Origin of the sequence: Paracidobacterium acidisoli (assembly GCF_003428625.2) — a bacterium.
GTDB classification, from domain to species: domain Bacteria; phylum Acidobacteriota; class Terriglobia; order Terriglobales; family Acidobacteriaceae; genus Paracidobacterium; species Paracidobacterium acidisoli.
Window position 1 is genome coordinate 196,767 of sequence record NZ_QVQT02000005.1, and the last position, 22,567, is coordinate 219,333.

A 22,567-nucleotide genomic window follows, 5' to 3' on the forward strand; every position below is an offset into this window, starting at 1 on the left:
GCGTCGTCGCAACGGATGTGGTCGCGCAGAATGCTGCGACACTTAGCGACGATATTCATAATCGGCTCGCTGCTGCCGCTGATCGCATACGCCCAGTTGACCGTCGGCCACGTTACCGGAACGGTCACCGACACATCGGGGGCGGTGATCCAGGGGGCGGCTGTTACATTGACAAATTCGGGGACGGGTATTTCGCAGCATACTGTCTCGACCTCGACCGGAAACTATGCGTTCGAGCAGGTTGATCCTGGAACGTATTCGCTGCATGTAGAGGCTAATGGTTTCTCAGCGGCGGTTACAAACGGCATTGTCGTGCATGTTCAGGAGACAGTTACGCAGAACTATCACCTGGATATTGGCAATGTCACCACCCAGGTAACGGTCACCGAAACAGCGCCGCTGCTGCAGGCGCAGGATGCCTCCGTCGGGCAGGAAGTGGACGAGCGACTGGTTAATAATCTGCCTCTGGTCGGACGCGACTGGACCACACTGGCTCATATCGCTCCCGGCACAACATCTGTGAATGGCCAGGCCGGAACGACCTCCGAGGCGTTTTCCTCGAACGGTGTGAACTCCGTGCAGAATGACATGCGTCTGAACGGTATCGACGACAACATGGAGTTCTATGGCGGCTTCGGCACTATTACGTCAGAAGGCGCTACCTCGATCATTCCGGCACCGGATGCGCTGCAGGAATTCAAGCTGGAAGAAGGAAATTACAGTGCGCAGTTCGGCCATTCAACCGGATCGGTACTGGATGCCGTGATCAAATCCGGCACGGACACTTACAGAGGCGACCTGTGGGAGTACCTTCGGAACACGAATTTGAATGCGAATGATTGGTTCCTGAACAACAGCAACCAACCTCGATCTCCCTATCATGAGAATCAATTTGGCGGCTCGATCGGGGGACCGGTCAGACTGCCGTTTCGTAAGCATGGTCTGAAGAATACATTTTGGTTCTTCGATGCTGAGCGTTCCAATACCTCCGCTCCGAGACCCTATACGGAAACAGTGCCGACTGCAGGCATGGTCAACAGCGGCTTTCAGAATATGTCGGACCTCATTCAGTTCAACAGCGGTTCGAACACGGATTCCCTGGGGCGCGTATTTTCCACCGGTACGATCATGGATCCGGCGACAACACGTAACGTCTACTGCGGTGTACCCGATTCAGTTACCGGTCTGCCCGGTCCATCCTGCGGCGGGGCCGCCGTGGGCACGGCCGTGGGCACGGTTCGCGATCCGTTTTATACCGGGAGTGTCATTGGCGTAACCAATTACACCACCGTTCCGACTGCAATGCTGGACCAGATTCCGTCCGGCCGCATCGACCCGAATGCGGTCAAACTGCTGAGCCTCTATCCAGCGCCGACGAAATCGGGCGCCTTCCTCAACGATTGGGTGGGAGCCCGGAACTACAACCTCACCATCAATCAGTACGACCTGCGTATCGATTCAAACCTCAACGACAAAAACATCATCTGGGGCGTGTGGGATGTGTATGACGCGCTGGAGAATCAACCCGGAATTCTGTCGGGATTCGCGCAGGGCGCCAACTACGGAGCCGGCACTGACTGGAGTCCGCACTGGGCCCTGGCGGGTAGCTATACACACATCTTCAGTCCAACGATGACGAACGTATTCCGCGTCGGCGGCCAGAACGCTCAGGATTCCAACGTTCCGCCCTTCGGTAACCAGACAGGCATTCCGGCGCAGTTCGGAATTCAGGGAATTACAGGTGGCCCAGGTCTCGGCGGTCTGCCAAACATCACCATGACCAACCTGGTTTCACTTGGCGTGAGCGGCTACAACCCGGTCACTCACTCTACTCCCAACTGGGAAATCGACGAAGTCGTGACGAAGATCCACGGAAACCATACGTTCAATATTGGATATCAGTTGACTGACATCCTGGCCCACCTGCGGCAGCCGACCGCCGGTTCGGGACAGCTTAAATACACCGGTCAGTTCTCGGATATTACGACGAAGACCACTGGTTATACGGCAATGGCGGATATGCTGCTGTCGCCTTCAGGATCGTATGCCCCGGGCCTTGGCTATTACGAGGGCGGCCCCCAGCAGGTCGTACTTTCCACCGCGAACTTTATCAATAGTCAGAGGTGGTACAACGCGGCATTCTTTCAGGACGACTGGAAGATCACGCCTAAGCTAACTCTGAATCTGGGTCTGCGCTGGGACAAATACGGCGCGACCAAGGAAATGAATGATCATCAAACGAACCTCGTCGGCAGTGGCGCTGGTAATGGTCCGGGCGGCATCCTCTATGTGCCGAAATCGACCTGCAGCAGCTTGCCCAACAACTTTGTCCAGTTGCTGACGAAGGACTCTATTTCCCTCAAATGCACTTCGGATCGCGGATTGATGCAGATGCAGAGCCTGAATTTTGCTCCGCGTCTCGGCTTTGCCTACCAGATCGATCCGAGCTTTGTTGTTCGCGGTGGGTATGGCATCACGTACGGTTCACTGGGTAACATCGGCGCTGCGCCATATGTGCTGGGGAATAATTACCCATTCGTGTTCAGCGTTCAGTCGCTGGCGGGCAGCAGCACCGTGCCCATCACGTACACGGATGGCGGAGTGCCCAGTCTTGAGAATGCCTTCCAGGAAATCAACATTTCGTCTCCGGCCAATGCAACGATCGAAGGGCTCCAGGTTGCAGGCATGGGGATCAACGACAAATACCAAACTCCGTATGTTGAAAGCTACAACCTCACCGTGGAGAAGCAGCTGAGCCGCCGGGATGCAGTGCAGATAGCGTATGTGGGCGACGTCGGCAAGCACCTGGACAGCCGAGGAACATACAACCAGCCCAGCACGTTCATTGCGCCGACGGCTAATCAGTATTCGTACTCACCATTCCCTGATCTTGGGCTGAAGGGCGCCTGGCTGGTGACGACGGGGGTCTCCTCGTATAACTCAATGCAGGCGGTGTATAACCGGCAGGTAAGTACCGGCTTAAATATTACGGCGAACTACACCTATAGCCACTGTATGTCAGATCAGGCCGACATCTCCGAGGGGCTCCCATACAGAGCGCAGTTCCTGGCCGGATTTGGGACCAAAGGCGATTACACAACGTGCGTCGACGATGCAAGGCATGTGTTCCATGCATCGGGATCGTACGATCTTCCTTTCGGACATGGAAGAGAGTTCTTCTCCTCCGCGAATCATGCTGCGAATGAAGTGATCGGCGGATGGAACCTGGACTATATCTTCAGCTACCAGAGCGGCCAGCCGTTTACCGTTCCCAGCGCTGTGGCGACGTCGGGTGGTTTCACTGCAGATGCAGACATCACAGGCGATCAGTATGCCAATGCAAAGTCCGTAAAGCACTGGCTGAATGCTTCGGCCTTCACGACTCCCCCGGTCTACGACGGCAGCGCGAATTATGATCAGGGCTTTGCTCCGCTGGGTCCGAAGCAGATGCAGAGCCGTGGTCCCGGCTTCTTCAACATCGACTCGTCTGTGTCCAAAGACTTTGCAATTAAAGGTGAGTCGACATACCTCCAGTTCCGCGCGGAGGCGTATAACCTAATGAACCATCCGCAATTCAGTAATCCTGGAAGCCTCAATTACACAAGCCCCAATACCTTCGCTTCCATCACTTCGGTGAGGAATCCAAGCCGTATCGTGCAGCTGGCACTGAAGCTGTACTACTAGGGAGCGAAGCCTCCATATAGCCTTCGTAAATCCGGTCTGCATCCGCTTCAATACGATGCAGGCCGGGGCTGCGGAGACAGCCGCATACAGACGCAGAATCTGGAACGATCACAAGCGACCGCCCGACATCAGGGAGCGGAATAACAAATGTGTTGAAACCCGGTGAACTGTAAAGACAAGACCTTCCCAATAAAGATGCTTCTGCATCTTGGAGCCGCACGGAACGCTGCATGAAGCGAGATTCTTCAAGCCATTTGAAGCACTCAGGGCCGTCTCCTGATTTTTTATGAGAAATAGTCCATCTATGAAGGCGCCAGTCCTGAACCGTAGATTTCATCGAATCTCTCTCATGCTCAGGCTTGTAAGCTGCGTCGCAATGATTGCGGCGAGCATTTCCACAGCGGCTGGCCAGAACGATCACAGGACGTGGAAAGAGTACGGGGGAGGACCCGATAATTCGAAATTCGTGGATCTGAATCAGATCACGAAGGCGAACGTGAATAAGCTGACGGTGGCGTGGGAGTATCCGACGCGGGATGCGGAACCTTATTTGTTCAATCCCATTGTCGTCGGCAATGTAATGTATGTTCTGGCACGCGGCAATTCACTGGTTGCACTGGATGCGACGACAGGCAGGGAGATCTGGATTCACGCGCACCTGCCTGGGATTGGCACACGAGGTATCAGCTTCTGGGAAAGTAAAGATCACAAGGATCAGAGGCTGATCTTCCAGATCAATCACTATATCGAAGAGATTGATGCGCGGACCGGCAAGTCAATTCTGACCTTCGGTGATCGTGGACTTGTGGATTTACGCGAAGGCCTGAGCCGCGCCCCTGAGACCGTAACCCGTATCAGGAGCAACACGCCTGGCCGTGTGTTTGAAAACCTGATCATTATGGGCTCCGCAACGGGGGAGAGCTACATGTCGCCGCCCGGCGACTTACGCGCCTACAACGTGATCACTGGCAAAATGGCGTGGGTATTTCACACGATCCCTCATCCCGGCGAGCCTGGATATGAAACATGGCCCAAAGATGCCTGGAAGTACATCGGGGGAACAAATACGTGGGGCGAGATTACTCTGGATGAGAAGAGTGGCATCCTGTACTTCCCGACCGGCTCACCTACCTATGACATGTACGGCGCTGACCGCACAGGCAAAAATCTCTATGGAGATTGCCTGCTGGCCATCAATGCTCGCACCGGCACGTTGATCTGGTATTTCCAGGATATTCACCATGATCTGTGGGACTACGATCTGACTTCGGCACCGCAGCTGATCTCAATCAGGCACAACGGGAAAGAGATTCAGGCAGTCGCACAGGCAGGTAAGGATGGTTTCCTGTATGTGTTCGATCGTTACACCGGCAAGCCTGTATGGCCGATCGAGGAGCGTCTGGTCCCGCAGAGCGACGTGCCTGGAGAACATTCATGGCCTACGCAGCCGTTCCCAACCGCGCCTCCGCCCTTCGCACGGCAGACACTTACCGCCAACGACATTGATCCTTATTTGATGACGCCCGAAGAGCGGGCGATATGGAAGAAGAGAGTTGCCGGCGACAATAATCAGGGACTATTTACGCCGCCTTCAGCCACGAAGGAGACAGTGGAAATGCCGGGGGCGCGCGGAGGATCAAACTGGGGCACGACGGCCGCAAATCCCGACAAGGGTCTGGTCTATGTGCTGACCCAGGATTGGCCTTCATTTATTCCAAAAGTAGCGGAGCGCTCGCTGCCGCGCGCCGGAGGACAGTACGGTGCCAGTGCAACAGGAAAACAGATCTTTACGGAAAACTGCCAGTCGTGCCACGGTACAAACCGGCAAGGTTCCGCTGTGGCGCCTGCGTTGACGGATCTGTTTTTAAAGCTGAATCTGGATGACTTCGAGCAGATCCTGAAGTCGGGCAAAGGCGAGATGCCGGCATTTTCGGGACTGAGCTCGTCGAATGCTGAGGCGCTGTACTCCTGGTTGGTGAATCCGGACAATCAGCACCCGCAGCGTCCCGGCGCATCCGCAGCCGCGATATCACTGGACGGACCGGTAGTGGCATCGGGGGGAGCGCCAGGCGGGTTGTCCACTGCGGGCAATCCAAATGCGGAGGCGCAGAAGTACGGCGGTAACTTTGCAGGCCCTCCATATCCAAAAGGAGTGACGGCTCCTCCTCGCATGTATTCGGACTATGGCCTGGATTTTCCTTATGTGGTTAGTCCACCGTGGTCTTCAATTGTGGCGTATGACCTGAACTCCGGCACAATCAAGTGGAAGGAGCCTCTTGGTGATGATCAGGTAGCCGCCAGGGAAGGCGCAAAGGATTCCGGTGTTGAAGAAGGTGGTGAGCGGCGCGGCATCATCGTCACCTCGACCGGTCTGCTGTTCGTAAACTGCAAAGACGGCAAGGTCCGTGCTTTCGATGCAGAGACGGGCAAGGTTCTCTGGACTACAGATCTGACCACCGGCACAGAAGGAATTCCAGCCATGTACGAAGTGAATGGGCGCGAGTATCTGGTGGTTCCGGCGTCGTCACCTCTAAAACTCGGCCTGGGACCAAACGGGGCCCAGACAAATCCTGGTACGAAACAAGGGTATATGGTGTTTGCTCTCCCGAACTAGCCGAAGAAGCGATGGCAACGTCGGATGCCGACGACGCAGATGTCAGCTATGTGGCGTCACTTGAAAACTGAACTTGTGACAAGAAGATTCAACAACCGGAAAAGAGGCGTTATGTCCAGTTGGTATGCCCGCCTGGGGGCCGCGGTTATGTTTTTTTGTGTTGTCCCTATGTTTGCTGCGCGTCAGACGTTCCTGCCAGGCCCTTCATTCGAACCGGACACCACGCTGACGGGATCGAGCCTGTCTGGATGGCGTACTTTGGGAGACGCTGAATGGCAGATGACAAGTGGCAATCTCACCGGAACGCCTGGATCTTCCGGAGCAGGCGGGTGGCTGGCGATGAATCGCTCTTTTCAGGATGTCGAGCTGTTTACCAGATTCCAATGCACCGGTGGGTGCGTCACGGGAATTCTCTTCCGTATCGAAAAGACCCCGGACGGGGGAATGAAAGGCGTCTACGCCTCGCTTAGCGAGGGGAAGGCAGTGATGTACTTCGACGTCACCGTTGATGCGCAGGGCAGGATTACCGATCGCACACCATTGCGCTCCGGCGGAGGCAAGATGAGGGTGGCTCCGCCCGCATCTCCAAATCCCACTCATCGAGCGGCCCCTGCGTACAACCCGGGACGCTTTAGCCCCTATGCGCAGGCACCGGGTGTCGATTATCCCTACACAAAGCCGGACTCCAGTCTCTATCCGGATGAATGGAATGATGTGGAGATGATCTTCGACGCGAATATTCTTCGCGTCGATCAGAACAACGGCCGTTCTACCGGTGGGGTCTCCGACTCTTCGGAAGGATATGGGCCGATCGCCTTCTATGTGGGCGGCAGCGGCAAAGTCGAGTTCAAAGACATCGCTTACAAGGACATTCATTTCCACTATCGCGCCGCAGAGGATACCTCTCCTGCTTTCAGGAAGCAGACCATCAGTGACTTCTACTATTCCTGGGGCGCCGCGTCCGCTGATTTCAATCACGATGGAATCCCTGATATCGTCTCCGGTCCCTACATCTATCTCGGTCCCGATTACACAAAATCAGAAGAGATCTATCTCGGTGAAACTGTCAATCCGTCGACGGGATGGGCAACGAAATCGTGGATGGAGTTTGCTGCCGACTTTACTGGAGACGGATGGCCCGATGTGCTGGCCTGCAAATTCATCGACGCAGATATGGGCTGCTACCTGTATGTGAACCCAAAAGGAGAAAGCCGTCGCTGGGATGTATATCGCGTCCTCGACAAATTCGATTCGGAAGTCGCTCTGTTGCGGGACATTGACGGTAAAGGGAAGCCGGCTCTTGTCTATGCAGCGGATGGCTATGTCCGTTATGCCGAGCCCGACCCTGCCAATCCGACCGGCCCATGGACCGTACATAACATCTCGGAGCGCGGATTTGATACAGCGCATGGTATCGGTGTGGGGGATATCAACGGCGATGGGTTGCCAGACATCATGAATGCCTACGGATGGTGGGAACATCCGGCGCCGGGCAATAGCGAAGCACAGTGGAAATATCATCCGGAGGTGTTCGGCCGGTTTGGCACAGGAGTTGGTGGCAGCGGTATGGCTGTGTACGACGTAAATGGTGATGGGTTGAACGACATCGTCACCGTGCTCGACGCGCATGGATGGGGAATGGCGTGGTTTGAGCAGAAGCGCGATGCCCAGGGGAACATCTCTTTCATACGGCATATGATTATGGACTCCCGCTGGACGAAAAACGCAGGAAACATAGCGTTTTCTGAAGCTCACGGCGATGTGACCGCGGACATCAATGGTGATGGCATTCCGGATTTTGTTGTTGGGAAGCGGTATTTCACACACCTTGATGACTATGCCGACCCCGATCCGTATGGGTCGCCTGTTTTGTATTGGTATGAGACGGTTCGTGACCCCAAAGCGCCCGGCGGTGCGCGATTTGCTCCACATCTGATCGACAATCGTTCCGGTTCGGGCTCCGATATCCTGGCCGTTGACTTGAACCACGACGGAAGAATCGACATCGTGACCGCAACTCGGCTTGGCACGTTCATCTTCTGGAACAATGTGAAGCGTGCCAAGCCGCAGTGATAGTGACGGCCCAGAGAAACTGTACTATGTGGAATGTTAGTTTTCGCCGGGTGATGGGCCCAGCGAAAACTGTGCCATTTCGATAGTTAGTATTTGGCAAAAGCTTGAAAGCGAAAGATTTTGCCGATGAAGAAGTTTTCGGGGGCAGATCTGGTACCTGAGAACATGCGGGCGAAGTCCTCAAATAGCGTAGGCCCGTACTGAAAGCAAACCGGCCGGCAAAGCTTTCAACATCCGTTACCGACAAATTAGCAATCGACTTGGCGCCGGCATCAGGATCGCCAGGAATGGATGCAGCATTCCAGTTGCCGCATCACCCTCGACATTTACACGCCCGCGCGGTTGATCAGCAAAAAGCGTGAAGTCGGCCTAAAAAATCATTGAATGATGCTGACGCTGGAAATAGGAAAAATTTCAGTACCCTTCCGCACCCTCGGAGACAGAAAACATCTCAAAGCAATATCTGCAACAGACTCATTGTAGGAGGTTTATTGGTGGACCTGATCGGGATCGAACCGATGACCTCTTCCATGCCATGGAAGCGCGCTCCCAGCTGCGCCACAGGCCCACAAGGGCTGAACACTTCTTATTTTCGTCGAGTAATGACAGTTCGTCAATGACGTGGGTTAGAAAATGCTCCATCCTCTCGGGAATGGCAAGTCATAAATACTTGTGCAGCTGAATTTCCATTTTTAGGCAGTTTTTTACTGCAGTGCTTCGAGAAAGAAAGAGTGCTGGCAACCTGTCAGGGGTCTAATCGCATCGTCCTGCAGATATGTCTTTTCAAAAAGTAGTTTTTATCGCCGTCGGGGTCGTACTCTCGGGTGGTGTGATGTGGGCACAGGGAACCCCTTCCTCTTCGGCTAGCGCACCAGGCCGGAGCGTGGCATCGATATTGCAACCAGCGACCGCACAAACGAGTAAAGCACTTGGAGTGCTAGACACTCGGCGCTGGAAGGCTTCTGCCGAAGTGAAAGAAGCAGTACAGGGAGATGTATCTTCGATTCAGAACGATCTGAACGCTACCCTGCCGGCATTGATCAGTCAGGCCGATGCGGCTCCGGGATCGGTTCCAGAGGCATTCGCCGTGTATCGTAATGTCGATGCGCTGTACGACGTCTTGCTGCGGGTAACCGAAAATGCGAATCTGATGGGGGCGCAGGATCAGGCGACGGCGTTACAGTCGGCGTTGGACGGGCTCAAACAGGCACGGTCAGGTCTCGGCGACTCGATCGTAAACCATGCGAAAAATCAGCAGGCGCAGCTGGTTCAGCTGCGGACCGCAATTGCTCATGCCGAGGCCGTGTCTGAACGAAAACCCGAGAAGACGATTGTCGTCGACGATGGAGCAACATCAGCGGCAACTCATCACCCAAGACGGCATACAACAACGAAGAAAGCTCCAGCGAGCTCCACAACGCCCGCCTCAACTTCTTCTTCGCAAAACTTGCCCTCTGCCAAACCTCAGCAATGAGAATCTCGATCATACTGCCGTTTTGGCAGTCCGCGAGCAGGCCTTGCGAGTGCTAACCGGATCAGGAGCTTTTTTTCTTTGGAACCTTTGCGCCGGAGCGGCGAGCTTCGGAAAGCCCAATAGCGATCGCCTGTTTGCGGCTCGTGACTTTCTTTCCGCTGCGTCCACTTTTCAGCGTGCCCTTCTTCATGGCGTGCATTTCGCGCTCGACGGATTTCCCCGCCTTCGGGCTGTACTTTTTTGTGGAAGATTTCTTCTTCGTCGCGCTCTTCTTTCCGGCCGTACTCTTCTTTGCTGATGCTTTCTTTGTCGCCATAAGCGGTTTCTCCCTGCATTATGGGAAGCAGTGCGCAAATGAAGAGTTGTGCCGTACGGAAAGAGTTACGAACTCTTCAGCGCGCGACAGCAGCTGGAAGAATGTCTTCAACATCCACCCACTGTGTTGGATATTCACCTGTATAGCATGCAATACAGTAGTGATTGCCTTCGCCGCCGTCACAGGCTTTCTGTAACCCGTCCAGTGACAAATAAGCGAGAGAATCGGCTTCAATGAACTGGCGAATCTCTTCGATGGAGTTGTTAGCTGCGATCAGCTCGGATTTGCGCGGCGTATCGACGCCATAGAAGCAGGGCGAGATCGTTGGTGGGCAGCTGATGCGGAGATGGACTTCCTTCGCTCCAGCTGCACGCACCATGCGCACGATCTTGCGGCTGGTAGTGCCACGTATGATCGAGTCGTCAATGAGGACGATGCGTCGGCCTTCGAGCAGATTGCGAACCGGGTTGAGTTTGAGCTTGACGCCGAAGTCGCGGACCTTCTGTTCCGGTTCGATGAAGGTGCGGCCTACATAATGATTACGGATCAAGCCGAAGCGAAACGGCACGCCGCTTTCGGCTGCATATCCGATGGCGGCGGTGACGCCGGAGTCGGGTACCGGGACGACTAAATCGGATGGCACGTGCGACTCGCGGGCGAGCTGGCGTCCCATCTGTTCGCGGCTCTCCTGCACCCACCGGTTGAAGATTTTGCTGTCGGGACGAGCGAAGTAGACCTGCTCGAAGATGCAGCTCGACTGTGGAATGCCGCTGGAAAACTGGCGCGAGGTGACACCGTCCTTTGTGACCATGACGAGCTCACCGGGAGCGACGTCGCGCTCGAATTTGGCGCGGAGCAGATCGAAAGCACAGGTCTCGGAGGCGAAGACGATGGTGTCGGGATTGCCGTCGGTGCCGGGAATGCGGCCCATCGACAGCGGGCGGAAACCGCGCGGATCGCGGGCAGCGAAAATGCGGTCACGCGTCATCATGACGATGGAAAACGCGCCGTCGACCTGACTGAGCGAGTCGGCGATGGCATCGACCAGCGTGGTGGCCTGGGAGTGCGCGATGAGCTGAACGATGATCTCGGAGTCGCTGGTGGTCTGGAAGAAGGCGCCTTTGCGCTCGAGCTGCGTGCGCAGATTGCCAAGGTTGACCAGGTTGCCGTTGTGCGCGATGGCGATAAGGCCTTTGGTGGACTCGACGCGGATGGGCTGGGCGTTGAGCAGGGCAGAGTCGCCGGTCGTCGAGTAGCGCGTGTGGCCGATGGCCATGTCGCCTTTGAGCTTGGCGAGCACGTCGTCGGTGAAGATCTCGGCGACGAGGCCCATGCCCTTGATATTCGAAAGATGCGTACCGTCAGCGGTGGCAATGCCGGCCGATTCCTGTCCGCGATGCTGGAGCGCGTAGAGAGCGAGATAGGCCTGGCGCGATGCGTCGGGGTGGCCGTGAACAGCGACTACACCGCATTCCTCTCTTAATTTGGGATCACCATCTTCGGTGCTGCGCTCATAGCGAGATATGTCTTCATTGCCGATAGTCTGCGTTACTTCGCCGGGGATGCCTTCGAAGAGCAAATGGGTCACGCCAGCACCTCGTTTGCAGTCTGATCGTGCAGGGAGGATTTGAGAGCGGTGGACCAGGGTTGTTTGAGGTCGGCGATGGTTGAGTGAATCACTATCTTGTTGTCGAAGATAAGCTCAAATCGATCCGACGTCGTTGTCCCGATAGGGTCGCAATAGAGTTCGTCATACTCATCGATGATTTTTTCGATTTTCTTCCGTGATTCAGTGTCACAGGTTATGACTATGGAGCTTGATGTTTCGGAGAAACAAGCATCGAAAACATCTGCATAATCTGGTTGGAAGCTGGCAACATGTACGCCTATACCATGTACGAAGCCAGCTTCTGCCAGCGTAACAGCCAATCCGCCATCAGAAATATCGCAGGCGGAATGCAGAAGCTCTTCAGCGGCAAGTCGGATCAGAACTTTCTGTAGCGCCGCCTCGTCACCGAGATCAAGCATGGGTACTGTGCCCCAGAGCTTATTCAGCACGACTTTCGCATATTCTGAAGAGCCAAATGCAGAAAGCCGTTGCTGCTCATTCGCGTATCGGAGGAAATTTGGCCGGATTAACAGGATGTGGTCGTCTGCTTGCTGAAAGTTTGCAGATACGGTTTTGGTTACATCATCGATGACACCCACGATGCCGATCACGGGGGTTGGATAAATCCCTTCACCTTTCGTTTCGTTATAGAGCGACACGTTGCCGCCGGTAATCGGCGTGCCTAATGCGGTGCAGGCTTCGGCGAGGCCGTCGATGGCGGAAGAAAGCTGCGCCATGATCTCCGGCTTCTCCGGGTTGCCGAAGTTGAGGCAGTTGGTGGCGGCGACGGGGGTGGCTCCGGTACAGGCGACTTTGCGGGCGGCTTCGGCGACGGCGAGTTTTGCGCCCTGTTTCGGGTCGAGGTAGCACCAGCGGCTGTTGCCGTCGAGAGCCATGGCGAGGCCGCGCTCGTGTCCGGGAGTTCCCGAGCCCTTGATGCGCATCACTCCGGCTTCGCCGCCGGGGCCCTGTGCGGTATTGGTCTGCACCATCGAATCGTATTGTTCGTAGACCCAGCGCTTACTGCTGATGTTCGAGGAGGCCAACAGCTTCTTAAGGTCGGCGGTGTAGTCGCGGGGCTGCTTCAGCACTTCGAGGACTTCAGCGGGCGGGTCAAGCGGGACAGGAGCTTTCCAGGTCCCGATAGGGCGGTGATAGCGCGGAGCGTCGTCGGTGAGGGACTGATTGGGGATGTCGGCTTCGAGCTCGCCACGGTGCAGAATGCGCAGGCGTGGCTCGGCGATGACGGTGCCGACAATAGTGGCATCGAGACCCCATTTAGTAAAGACATCGAAGATTTCCTGCTCGCGGCCTTTCTCGGCGACGAGGAGCATGCGCTCCTGCGATTCGCTGAGCATCATCTCGTACGCGGTCATACCGGTTTCGCGCTGTGGAATCTGGTCGAGATTCATCTCCAGACCAACGCCACCGCGCGCGCCCATCTCGCAGCTGGAAGAGGTGAGTCCAGCAGCGCCCATGTCCTGAATACCGACGATGGCTCCGGTGCGCATGGCTTCGATGCAGGCTTCGAGAAGAAGCTTCTCCATGAAGGGGTCGCCAACCTGGACGTTGGGGCGTTTCTGCTCGGAGCCTTCCTTAAATTCTTCGCTGGCCATGGTCGCGCCATGAATACCATCGCGGCCGGTCTTGGCTCCCACATAAATCACGGGATTACCAATGCCGGTCGCTTTGGCATAGAAAATCTCATCGCGGCGGACAAGCCCCAGCGCGAAGGCGTTCACCAGCGGATTGCCCGAGTAGCAGGGCTCGAACTTTGTTTCACCGCCGAGGTTAGGGACGCCGAAACAGTTGCCGTAGGCGGCGATGCCGTGAACGACGCCTTCGACGATGGAGTGGTTCTTATGGAGGACTTCGCTGGAGATTTCGGAGTCTTTATCGATCGGCCCGAAGCGGAGCGAGTCCATAACGGCGAGAGGACGCGCGCCCATGGTGAAGATGTCGCGCAGGATGCCGCCGACACCAGTGGCCGCTCCCTGGAACGGTTCTATATAGGAGGGGTGGTTGTGCGACTCGATCTTGAAGGCGCAGGCCCAGCCGTCGCCGACGTCGATGATGCCGGCGTTTTCGCCCGGACCCTGGACAACGCGGGGACTCTCCGTGGGCAACCGCTTCAGGTGTACGCGCGATGATTTATAGGAGCAGTGCTCGCTCCACATGACGGAATAAATGCCCAGCTCCGTGAGGCTGGGTGTGCGTCCCAGTGCCGCTTCAATGCGGGCATATTCCTCAGGTGTGATGCTGTGCTGAGCCAGAAGCTCGGGAGTGATGCTGTGCTGAGCCAGAAGCTCGGGAGTGATGCTGGCAGGCCGGGGAGCCAGGGAAGTTTCTGGTTTCATGGTGGTGAAACATTATTGTCGCATGGGTGGCGGAGAGACGTCGCTCCGGATTTTTCCCTCTTTGGGGCGGCCGATCAGCCAGCGCCGCTCGCCGTCCATGCCTCCCGCACCGCGGCGATATGTGCGGGCCCGGTGCGGCAGCATCCGCCGATGGCCTTAGCCCCGGCTGCATACCATTCCCGGGCCATCCGGCCAAAGTGAACCGGATCGGACTCGCCCCGCCAGCTCCGCGTGGTCGCATCCCAGATCTCCCCTGAATTTGGATAAACGATGACAGGCCTGGACCTACCGTTCTCGGCCTCTTCAATCAGTGAAGTTATCAGCCGAGGCGGCGTGCAGTTTACCCCCACTGCAATGGCCTGGGGTGAATGGTCGAGCAGAGCAGCGCATTCCCGAAAGGGCTCGCCGTGTGCCACATGAAAGCGGTCGCGGCAGGTAAAGGAGATCCATGCCTCCAGGGCAGGGAACTCGCGCAGTGCCGTAAGAATGGCCCGCGCTTCTTCCAGCGAGGGGATGGTTTCAAACGCGATCAGGTCGGCGGCAGTATCGGCAAACACCGCCAGGCGCTCGCCATGAAAGGCGATAAGCTCCTCAAAACCAATAGCATAGCGCCCATGGTATTCGGATCCGTTGTGCAGGGAGGCCCCATAGGGTCCCAGTGACGCTGAGACCCGGATCGGGCGTGGATTTTCAGCCGCATAGCGCTCGCAGGCCAGCATCGCCAGTTCCACAGACTGGCGCAAGGCTCGGTCGGCATCGGTCGATGGACGGCCCAGCTCAGCGTAGCCCTTTGCCGAGATCTGATAGCTGGTGGTCGAGATGCAGTCGGCTCCGGCGCGAAGGTAATCGAGGTGGACGGCGGCGATGATTTCCGGCGAGGTGTCGAGCACGTGGGCCGACCAGAGCGGGCCGGAGATATTGCAGCCGCGGCGTTCGAGCTCGGTAGCCATGCCGCCATCGAGAACGCGAATATGCTGAAAACCTGTCTGATCTTCAGGAGGCACAAAATTCCCCAACGCTATCCCCGCTCGCTCCGGAATTGCAGTCCGGCAGAGCTCGGCGATGCGGACGTTCTTCTGATACACTCAAGCATAGCTCGTGGGGTGCGGACGGCTTCCAGGCAGCCTGTCCAGACGCGGGTACCAGCCAACAACATCGGGGAGTGGCTCAGCCTGGTAGAGCACCTGGTTCGGGACCAGGGGGTCGGAGGTTCAAATCCTCTCTCCCCGACCATTCATAGAATCAATAAGTTACGCGGGTTTTGTTTCTGAGGCATTAGTAGGCCCAGGGCTCAATCGCGCAATGAAAAGCCGCCCAACCCACGCCTTGTTTCCCACCCCTGAAAGCATGCCAGGCCACTGAGCCGACCTCATAGACAACGGGAAAAGCACCGCGATCTATATCGAATCCAGCGACCTCTCACCGGGTAGGAATTTGCCAAACGGAAATAGGCTCCCTCTATAACTATCTGTATGGATTCGCGGCGTGACTTTCTGAAAATGATGGCTTTGCTGGCTGCTGGAGGCAGTCTGGCCGAAGTTCTGCCTCCCTCGATCCAGCGGGCATATGCCATTGATCCGGCGCCGGGAAGCACATATCTCGATGCCGAGCACATCGTAATTCTCATGCAGGAGAATCGATCGTTCGATCACATGTTCGGCACTTTGCGCGGCGTTCGTGGCTTTAACGACCCGCGTGCCATGACGTTGCCAAATGGTAATCCGGTCTGGCTTCAGAGCACTGCAGCGGGAGAAACCTATGCGCCGTTTCGCCTCGATATCAAAAACACAAAAGCTACATGGATGGGATCGCTGCCGCACAGCTGGGTCAACCAGGCCGAGGCGCGTAATGAAGGCTGTCACGATCGCTGGTTAAGCGCCAAAGCCAGCTCCGATCCGGCATATTCCCATCTGCCGCTGACTCTGGGCTTTTACAGCCGCGAGGATCTTCCGTTTTATTACGCACTGGCAGACGCATTCACCATCTGCGATCAGAATTTCTGTTCCTCGCTCACAGCCACCGAGCCGAACCGGCTTCATCTCTGGACGGGCACGGTTCGTTCAGAGCCGTCCATTCACTCCTGGGCGCATGTGCGCAACGAGGACATGGGGTATGACCTCGAGCTTAACTGGACCACCTTTCCGGAACGGCTCGAACAGCAGGGCATCTCCTGGCGTATTTATCAGAATGAGATCAGCCTGCCTTCCGGGCTGAAGGGTGAGGCAGATGCGTGGCTGTCGAATTATGACGACAATACGCTCGAATATTTCACACAGTATCGCGTACGCTTTTCCCGCACACACAGACGCTATCTTGCCGAAACAGAGCGATCGCTTGCGGCCGAGCTCGATCGGTTAAATGCACAGACACCACCTCGTCCGGAGACAACAGAAAAACAAATTGCTGCTTTAAAGGGCAGGCTGGAGAGCATCCGCCACACTCTTGAAACATGGACCGAAGCCGCTTTTGCAGCGTTGCCTGCGCACGAGCAGAATCTCCATCGCAAGGCATTTACGACGAACGAGGGCAATTCGGATTATCGCGAATTGACTACGCTGCATTATCGCGACGGCAGCACAGAGCGGGAGATGCAGATCCCCAAAGGCGATGTCCTTTATCAGTTCCGTGAAGATGTTCGCAGCGGAAAGCTGCCGATGGTTTCATGGCTCGTCGCGCCGGAACGATTCTCCGATCATCCCTCGTCAGCGTGGTACGGTGCCTGGTATCTTTCCGAGACGCTGAACATCCTCACGCAAAACCCGGAGATCTGGAAAAAGACGATCTTCATTCTCTGCTACGACGAAAACGATGGCTACTTCGATCATGTTCCGCCATTCGTTCCGCCTCAGGCCGAACGCCCCGAAACCGGCAAAGCTTCGTCTGGTCTCGATACCTCGGTGGAACACGTATCTGGGGAGCAGGAAGCGAAGATTCGGCAGGCAGAGCCGGACTGGAAAGGCCGTCCTGGGCCGATCGGTTTAGGATTTCGTGTGCCGCTGGTGATCGCCTCGCCATGGAGCCGCGGCGGGTATGTCTGTTCACAGCTCTTCGATCACACCTCCATCCTGCAATTTCTGGAGACGTTTCTGAGCCAAAAGACCGGGCATCCGGTTAGTGAGACAAACATCAGCGCATGGCGCCGCACGATCTGCGGTGATCTCACAACAGCTTTTCGACCGTTTCACGGGGAAAAGACCGTTCTGCCCCAGCCGTTCGAGCGCGATGCCTTTCTCAGCACAATCCACCAGGCGCAGTTCCGGGCAATTCCTGATGATTATAAAAAGCTGAATCCCGCGGAAATCGCGCAGGTGCGAAGCTGTTCCACTGAGCCATCATGGTTCCCGCAGCAGGAAAGCGGCGTGCAGCCGGCGTGTCCGCTTCCGTATGAGCTCGAAGCGGACGGCATGCTCTCCTCTGACAGAAAATCATTTTCAATTCATTTTGCCGCCGGCCGCGAAAAGTTTGGGGAGCATGCAGTTGGTGCACCCTTTCGCGTGTATACGCCCGGAAGAATACGAGCCAGTGGTGCTCACTCTGCGGAATACAGCGACGGCCGCGCATGGGACTATGCCGTTTCAGCCGGCGACCGCATTGCAGATGAGTGGAGACTCGAAGATTTTGCGTCGGAGCATTATCACCTGTGCGTATATGCTCCGAACGGCTTTTATCGTGAGTTTCTCGGCACTGCAGGCGATCCTCAGGTGGAGATCAGACTTCGTTCCGCGCATCTGGATGACGCCACCGCCGTGAACGCCGAACTGCAGCTGATAAATCATGACACGCTGCATGCAGTCACTGTGGTGGTGGAAGATGCAGCCTATGGCGGCAAGCCGCATATGGTGAAACTGTCTTCAGCTGGCAGGGACCATGCTGGCACACGTATCGCGATAGATCTCACCGGCAGTTTCGGCTGGTATGATTTGCGGATTCGCGCCGAGGGAGTTCCGCATTTCGAGCAGCGCTATGCAGGACACATCGAGACAGGCCGGGAGAGTTTCAGCGATCCACTGATGGGGCGAAGCATTACGAAGAAAAGCTAACGGATGGTTCAGAGTTCCCCGGCAGGAAGACCTTCGATCCTGCGTAATATCTCTTCACACGCGGCCAGATCTTCCGCAACAAAATGCGCGCCCGCCTGACGCAGTGTATCTTCCGCTTCCCTGAGGCGCCTGCTCTTTTCGTCCTGCGGCAATTGTTCCCAGTCGGCGGCGTTCAGCCCGACCATGTTTCCAGTGCGTGTCAGTCCGATGGTCCACATACCTGCATTCTGTCCCTCTTCGATGTCGCTGACAGTGTCGCCGATCTTCACGCAGGCAGACGGCGGATAAACATTCAGCAGTTCGGCATTTCGCATAAGCATCCAGGGCGCCGGCCGCCCCGCCGGCACCTCATCCGGGCACACGACGGCATCCGGACGATATCCGTTCTTTGCCGCCTGCGCGAGCACGGGAGTCAGCATCTGGCGGGTATATCCCGTGGTTGTGCCGATCCGGATTCCGCGCCGTTGCCATTCCGAGACAGTCTCTTTTACCCCGGAGATGAGCTGCGAATGTTGCGTGATGATATCCATCTGCAGCGGACCAAACTCGTCGAAGAGCATCGAAACATCCTCGCCCGATGGCTCATGACCGTGATTTGCAAACCACTGCGAAGTAACAATCGGAAGGGCAAGAATGGCGTTGATGTGATCTCGTTTGAGCAGGCCCATATCGCGACGCGCATCTTCACTCCTGAGCGTGATGCCGTGTCGTGCAAAAAGCTCCTGAAGAGCGAGCACGGGCGCAATCGACCCGTGATCGACGGTTGTCCCGGCCCAGTCAAGCATAATGGCGCGAATGGTGCGGTATTGCCTCATCGGTTGCCTTTCTCAGCAAAGTGCTTCCAGCGTTTCGAGTGCGACACCAAAGCTCAGAGTCATACCGGCTCCACCGAGTCCGGTGATGACGTCTACTCCATCCTCTGGTTGATAGCGAACCCAGGGCTCTTCCGGGTGTTTTGCATAAACGCCGTACCAGCGCTCTGCGATGGAACGATCCGGAACCTGCAAAAAAGTTTCGAGATGGCGAAGAATCATCGCATCAATGCAGTCGCGGTTAAATGGTGTGGGCGCCAGTCCATATTCGTGAGAATCGCCGAAGGTCAGCCCTCCTGAAGATGCCTGCGACACCATGGTATGGATACCGAAGCGATCATATTCCGGCATCTGCTGCGCGATGTACGCGCGCAACGCGTCAAGGGAGCGGCAGATGCGGAAAGATGGATAGAAGCGAAAGGTAAGACCTCCGGCGATGGCCGGCCCGAGATTCCAGTTCTGTGGCTGCGGTCCCGTTCGCATCATCTGGAGTCTGCAGCGCACGAGTCCGCTTTGCGCGAAGAAATCCGGAAAGAGCGTTTCAAAATCAGTGCCGTTGCAGACAATGACACGTTCTGCCTGCCATGTCCTGCGCGATGTCACGATTCTGGAACGCTCAACCGAATGAACGGGGCAGTTCCAGTGGAACTGCACTCCATATTGCTCCGCGAGGAATTCAGGAATTTTGCGCAGCACTTCGCGCGGATCAACCATAATTTCCGTGCCGCTCCAGAGCGCCCCGACAACCGCAGCAGGCTGCACCGCAGGCGAGCGAGCCAGCGTCTCATCGCGACTGAGCCACGCACACTGGTATCCCAGCGTTGGACCCAGTTCCGCAAACTCCTGCCCGACCGCCGCTTCTTCTTTTCGGCAGGCAACGTGTAGTGAGCCGGTATCCTTATAGGGAATCCTGGCTGCCTGCAGAATTTCGAGCCATTGATACCGGCTCTTCATCGCAAGATCGAACATACGGCCGGCAGTCTGACCGATCGGCCAGAGAAGGCCAAAGTTAGCGATCGATGCCCCGCTCGCAGCGGGATGTCTTTCAAAGACGGTGACTTTCTTGCCGGATTTCGCCGCGATATACGCATGAGCGAGTCCGAGAATACCCGCTCCGACAATCGCCGTATCCGTGCTTCTCTCCGTCACCCCCGCAGACTATAAGGGCAGATTCGAGGTTTCAAGGACTGAACGGTTAGATTGCTGTTTATCGTACGTTTGGGGCCGAATGGCTGACGCGCAGATAGCGCCCGAGACCAGCGCAAAGAAGACAAAGAGATCAAAGAGCCTGGTCCACCCCAGGCGGGAAACAAAGAGAGTAACCAGCAGTGGCGAGAGTATCTGTCCGATCGAGCCGATGGCATTCACAAAGCCGACAGCACGCCCGTGAAGCTCGCCCGGAACCGCATCGAGCACCGCCATCCCGGACATGAGCATATCGGCACCGTGAATCAGAATGCCCATCAGCGAAATAGAAACAATCAGGCCAAACCAGCCGCTGTCTGCCAGCACGGGGTGCAGCAGACAAACAAAAGCGAGAAGAAAGAGCATGCCGGTGGCCAGCGTAAAGCGCCGGTTCCCGAACCACCGCTCTGAAGCATAGCCAACGGCAACCGGACCCAGAAAGCCACACAGTTCGAAACAGGACGCAGTATGATCCGCGCGATACGTGGCATATCCCAGGCCCGAAGTCAGATACAGGGGTAGCCAGAAAAGCAGTGTGTATCGGGTCATCTTAAGAAAGAAATACATTCCGGAGATGACGCGGATGTGGCGATTTTTCAGTACGCGAATCCAGGGACTGCCCTCAGCCTGTGTGGCGAATTCCGCAGAAGGTGTGCTCTCATAAACAGGATGCGGTGATTCAACCGTCTCATGGGCGAAGAAAAGCGTCGCCCCCAGCAGAGCGCAGGATGACACCAGGTAAACGAGATGGATTCCGCTGTGCGCAGTAAAGCCGGTGTGAACAAGGAGCCATGCGGTCAGTGAAGTTGCCAGCAGGCCTCCGAGAATATAGCTGGTGCTCCACCAGCCAAGTACCCGGTCTCGTTCACTGCGTCGAAACCAGCTTCCTATGAGCTTGAGCAGCGAGGGCCATCCGAAGCCCTGGCCGAAGCCATTACCAAGCTGCAGTGCCAGCCCGAGAACCGGATGCGAGCACCATGCCAGCAGCGCAGTGCAGCCAATCGATATAACGGCGCCGGTCAGCGCGGTACGCCGGGCGCCAAATCGATCCGCCAGTGTTCCGCCAATCAGTTGTCCCAGAGCGTATGTTGCGCCGAAACAGGCAAGTACCAGAGCGAGATGAGAAACGCCGCCGTCGGCAGCGGTCCCTGCATCCTTTCGGCAGATGTAGTAGCCGGCATAGAGCATCCATGCGGCCAGAAAAATTCGGCCGCGCCAGGCTGCGAGCGTTCTGTCCCGTATCTTCATTGCATTCGACTGCTGGTTGTTGTCGGCACTCCGGGCAACGGCTCATGGAAGACTCTCGCTTCCGATTGAGACGCCATCGGGATGACAACCTGAGTAATCGTGCCCTTCTGAAAGCTGTCGACAATTGCTTCAGGGAAGGCGTCGCGTTCGCACAGCATCCGAATCGCCGAGCCAATCGCAGCTTCGTCTGTGCCGTCGATGCGGATCGAGCGCCATGCGCCATTGATGATCGTTAGAAGAGCGATGCGGCCGGACAGCCGTAGCCGGTCCTGAGAGGGGCTTCGATCCACAACCGCTCGTCCTGTCGCCGTATCTTTGACGATAAACCGTGGATTGCCGGTCTGTGCAGCGGGCACGAACGCACCCGAAGTTACAGCAGATCCGGAACCGTCGCCATCTGCAGAGCCAAGAGAGAGGAGAACATCTCCCGAAGATGTAGTTCGGTCCGGCACACTGACCACAGTAAATTGCTTATGAAATTGCCCGGCCAGATTGAAGAGGGGCGCAGCGGCATTGAGTTCCTGCATATCGACAAACACCCTCCCTCCCCGGTCTTCCTGTGGCGGCAGGTATAAGACGACACGATGGCTTTGAAACACGTCCTGCCAGAAAGTAGTAAAGGGATGCTCTTCCGTCATCTGCCAGCGTATGCAGATCGTGCACAGAAAGAGAGCAGCAAGGGTAGGCATCGCAAGCCGGTAAAGAGACAGGCGTGGCGCCTCATTATGATTCTCTGTCAGATCGCCAGCTGATATTTCCGCAGGCGCTTGTTCTTCCGATGCCTCCACCGTATGGAAAAACCGCGGGACATAAGTTCCTGGTGGAATCTCGATTGAGAACGCACTATTTGCATTCTCCGCTCTTGCATAAACGGTCAGCCGCTTGCGTACGTCATTCGCGCGAACGCGCACACCCGCATCCGCTCCGGTATCGTACGTGGCGTTGCGGCCCAGCAGGGTCATGCCGATGAGGCGTTCCTTCAGTGCCTCAATATTTCCACCGAGCGTATTTTCCGCGATGTGACGCAGAAACTCACAGCTTTTGGGACTGGTCCTGAAAGAGGAGCTCGCGCAGATGGCTTCAACCAGCTCTCGCAGCTCAGCTGCATACCGGTGAAGCTCCGGATGCGGGATTTCCTCTTTGGTCTGCATCGCG

Annotated in this window: 13 protein-coding genes and 2 tRNA genes; 6 read left to right on the forward strand and 9 right to left on the reverse strand. The window is 56.4% G+C overall.

All coding sequences use genetic code 11. The annotated features are described in order from the left end of the window. Window positions 1-30 precede the first annotated feature (30 nt). The 3 genes from D0Y96_RS14835 (at window position 31) to D0Y96_RS14845 (ending at window position 8,371) form a co-directional block, all read left to right on the forward strand. Window positions 31-3,684, forward strand: coding sequence for a TonB-dependent receptor (locus D0Y96_RS14835; protein ID WP_158562408.1), 3,654 nt, complete (start codon window positions 31-33; stop codon window positions 3,682-3,684). Between the two features lie 349 nt (window positions 3,685-4,033). Continuing rightward, window positions 4,034-6,298, forward strand: a complete 2,265-nt coding sequence (locus D0Y96_RS14840; protein ID WP_215601626.1) for an outer membrane protein assembly factor BamB family protein — start codon at window positions 4,034-4,036, stop codon at window positions 6,296-6,298. Between the two features lie 48 nt (window positions 6,299-6,346). Further along, window positions 6,347-8,371 carry an FG-GAP-like repeat-containing protein gene (locus D0Y96_RS14845; RefSeq protein ID WP_199480343.1) on the forward strand — a complete coding sequence of 675 codons (2,025 nt, stop codon included), beginning with the start codon at window positions 6,347-6,349 and terminating at the stop codon, window positions 8,369-8,371. Between the two features lie 492 nt (window positions 8,372-8,863). Here D0Y96_RS14845 and D0Y96_RS14850 read toward each other — a convergent pair. Then, window positions 8,864-8,939: transfer RNA gene (locus tag D0Y96_RS14850), tRNA-Ala, on the reverse strand. A 402-nt stretch (window positions 8,940-9,341) separates the two neighbouring features. Here D0Y96_RS14850 and D0Y96_RS14855 point away from each other — a divergent pair. Continuing rightward, the gene (locus D0Y96_RS14855) at window positions 9,342-9,845 is read left to right on the forward strand and encodes a hypothetical protein (RefSeq protein WP_117301395.1); all 504 of its coding nucleotides are present in this window, start codon (window positions 9,342-9,344) and stop codon (window positions 9,843-9,845) included. 61 nt (window positions 9,846-9,906) lie between these two features. On the opposite strand, the gene D0Y96_RS14860 is transcribed toward D0Y96_RS14855, so the two are convergent. The 4 genes from D0Y96_RS14860 to mmuM all read right to left on the reverse strand — a co-directional run bounded on the left by D0Y96_RS14860 (window position 9,907) and on the right by mmuM (window position 15,131). Further along, the gene (locus D0Y96_RS14860) at window positions 9,907-10,161 is read right to left on the reverse strand and encodes a DUF6496 domain-containing protein (protein WP_117301398.1); all 255 of its coding nucleotides are present in this window, start codon (window positions 10,159-10,161) and stop codon (window positions 9,907-9,909) included. 76 nt (window positions 10,162-10,237) lie between these two features. Further along, complete coding sequence (gene purF, locus D0Y96_RS14865) at window positions 10,238-11,749, reverse strand: amidophosphoribosyltransferase (RefSeq protein WP_117301400.1); 1,512 nt, start codon at window positions 11,747-11,749, stop codon at window positions 10,238-10,240. Beyond that, complete coding sequence (purL, locus tag D0Y96_RS14870; protein ID WP_117301402.1) at window positions 11,746-14,127, reverse strand: phosphoribosylformylglycinamidine synthase subunit PurL; 2,382 nt, start codon at window positions 14,125-14,127, stop codon at window positions 11,746-11,748. The genes purF and purL overlap by 4 nt, the downstream gene beginning before the upstream one ends. A gap of 74 nt (window positions 14,128-14,201) precedes the next feature. Beyond that, window positions 14,202-15,131, reverse strand: coding sequence for a homocysteine S-methyltransferase (gene mmuM / locus D0Y96_RS14875; RefSeq protein ID WP_350449087.1), 930 nt, complete (start codon window positions 15,129-15,131; stop codon window positions 14,202-14,204). Between the two features lie 152 nt (window positions 15,132-15,283). Here mmuM and D0Y96_RS14880 point away from each other — a divergent pair. Both D0Y96_RS14880 and D0Y96_RS14885 read left to right on the forward strand, forming a co-directional pair. Next, window positions 15,284-15,360: transfer RNA gene (locus D0Y96_RS14880), tRNA-Pro, on the forward strand. Window positions 15,361-15,599: 239 nt separating this feature from the next. Next, on the forward strand, window positions 15,600-18,167 hold the full coding sequence (locus D0Y96_RS14885; protein ID WP_117301405.1) for a phosphocholine-specific phospholipase C: 2,568 nt from the start codon (window positions 15,600-15,602) through the stop codon (window positions 18,165-18,167). Window positions 18,168-18,175: 8 nt separating this feature from the next. On the opposite strand, the gene phnX is transcribed toward D0Y96_RS14885, so the two are convergent. From phnX to D0Y96_RS14905, 4 genes are read right to left on the reverse strand one after another with little or no spacing between them, the layout of a single operon-like run. Next, a complete protein-coding gene (phnX, locus tag D0Y96_RS14890) occupies window positions 18,176-18,982 on the reverse strand; it encodes a phosphonoacetaldehyde hydrolase (RefSeq protein ID WP_117301408.1) in 807 nt (268 codons plus the stop codon). Between the two features lie 12 nt (window positions 18,983-18,994). Continuing rightward, entirely contained in the window at window positions 18,995-20,128 is a 1,134-nt protein-coding gene (locus tag D0Y96_RS14895; protein WP_117301410.1) for a TIGR03364 family FAD-dependent oxidoreductase, read from the reverse strand. 9 nt (window positions 20,129-20,137) lie between these two features. Continuing rightward, window positions 20,138-21,412: an MFS transporter gene (locus D0Y96_RS14900; protein WP_117301412.1), complete on the reverse strand. Its 1,275-nt coding sequence runs from the start codon at window positions 21,410-21,412 to the stop codon at window positions 20,138-20,140. Then, entirely contained in the window at window positions 21,409-22,563 is a 1,155-nt protein-coding gene (locus D0Y96_RS14905; protein WP_117301414.1) for a hypothetical protein, read from the reverse strand. Before D0Y96_RS14905 ends, D0Y96_RS14900 begins: the two co-directional genes overlap by 4 nt. Between the last annotated feature and the right edge of the window lie 4 nt (window positions 22,564-22,567).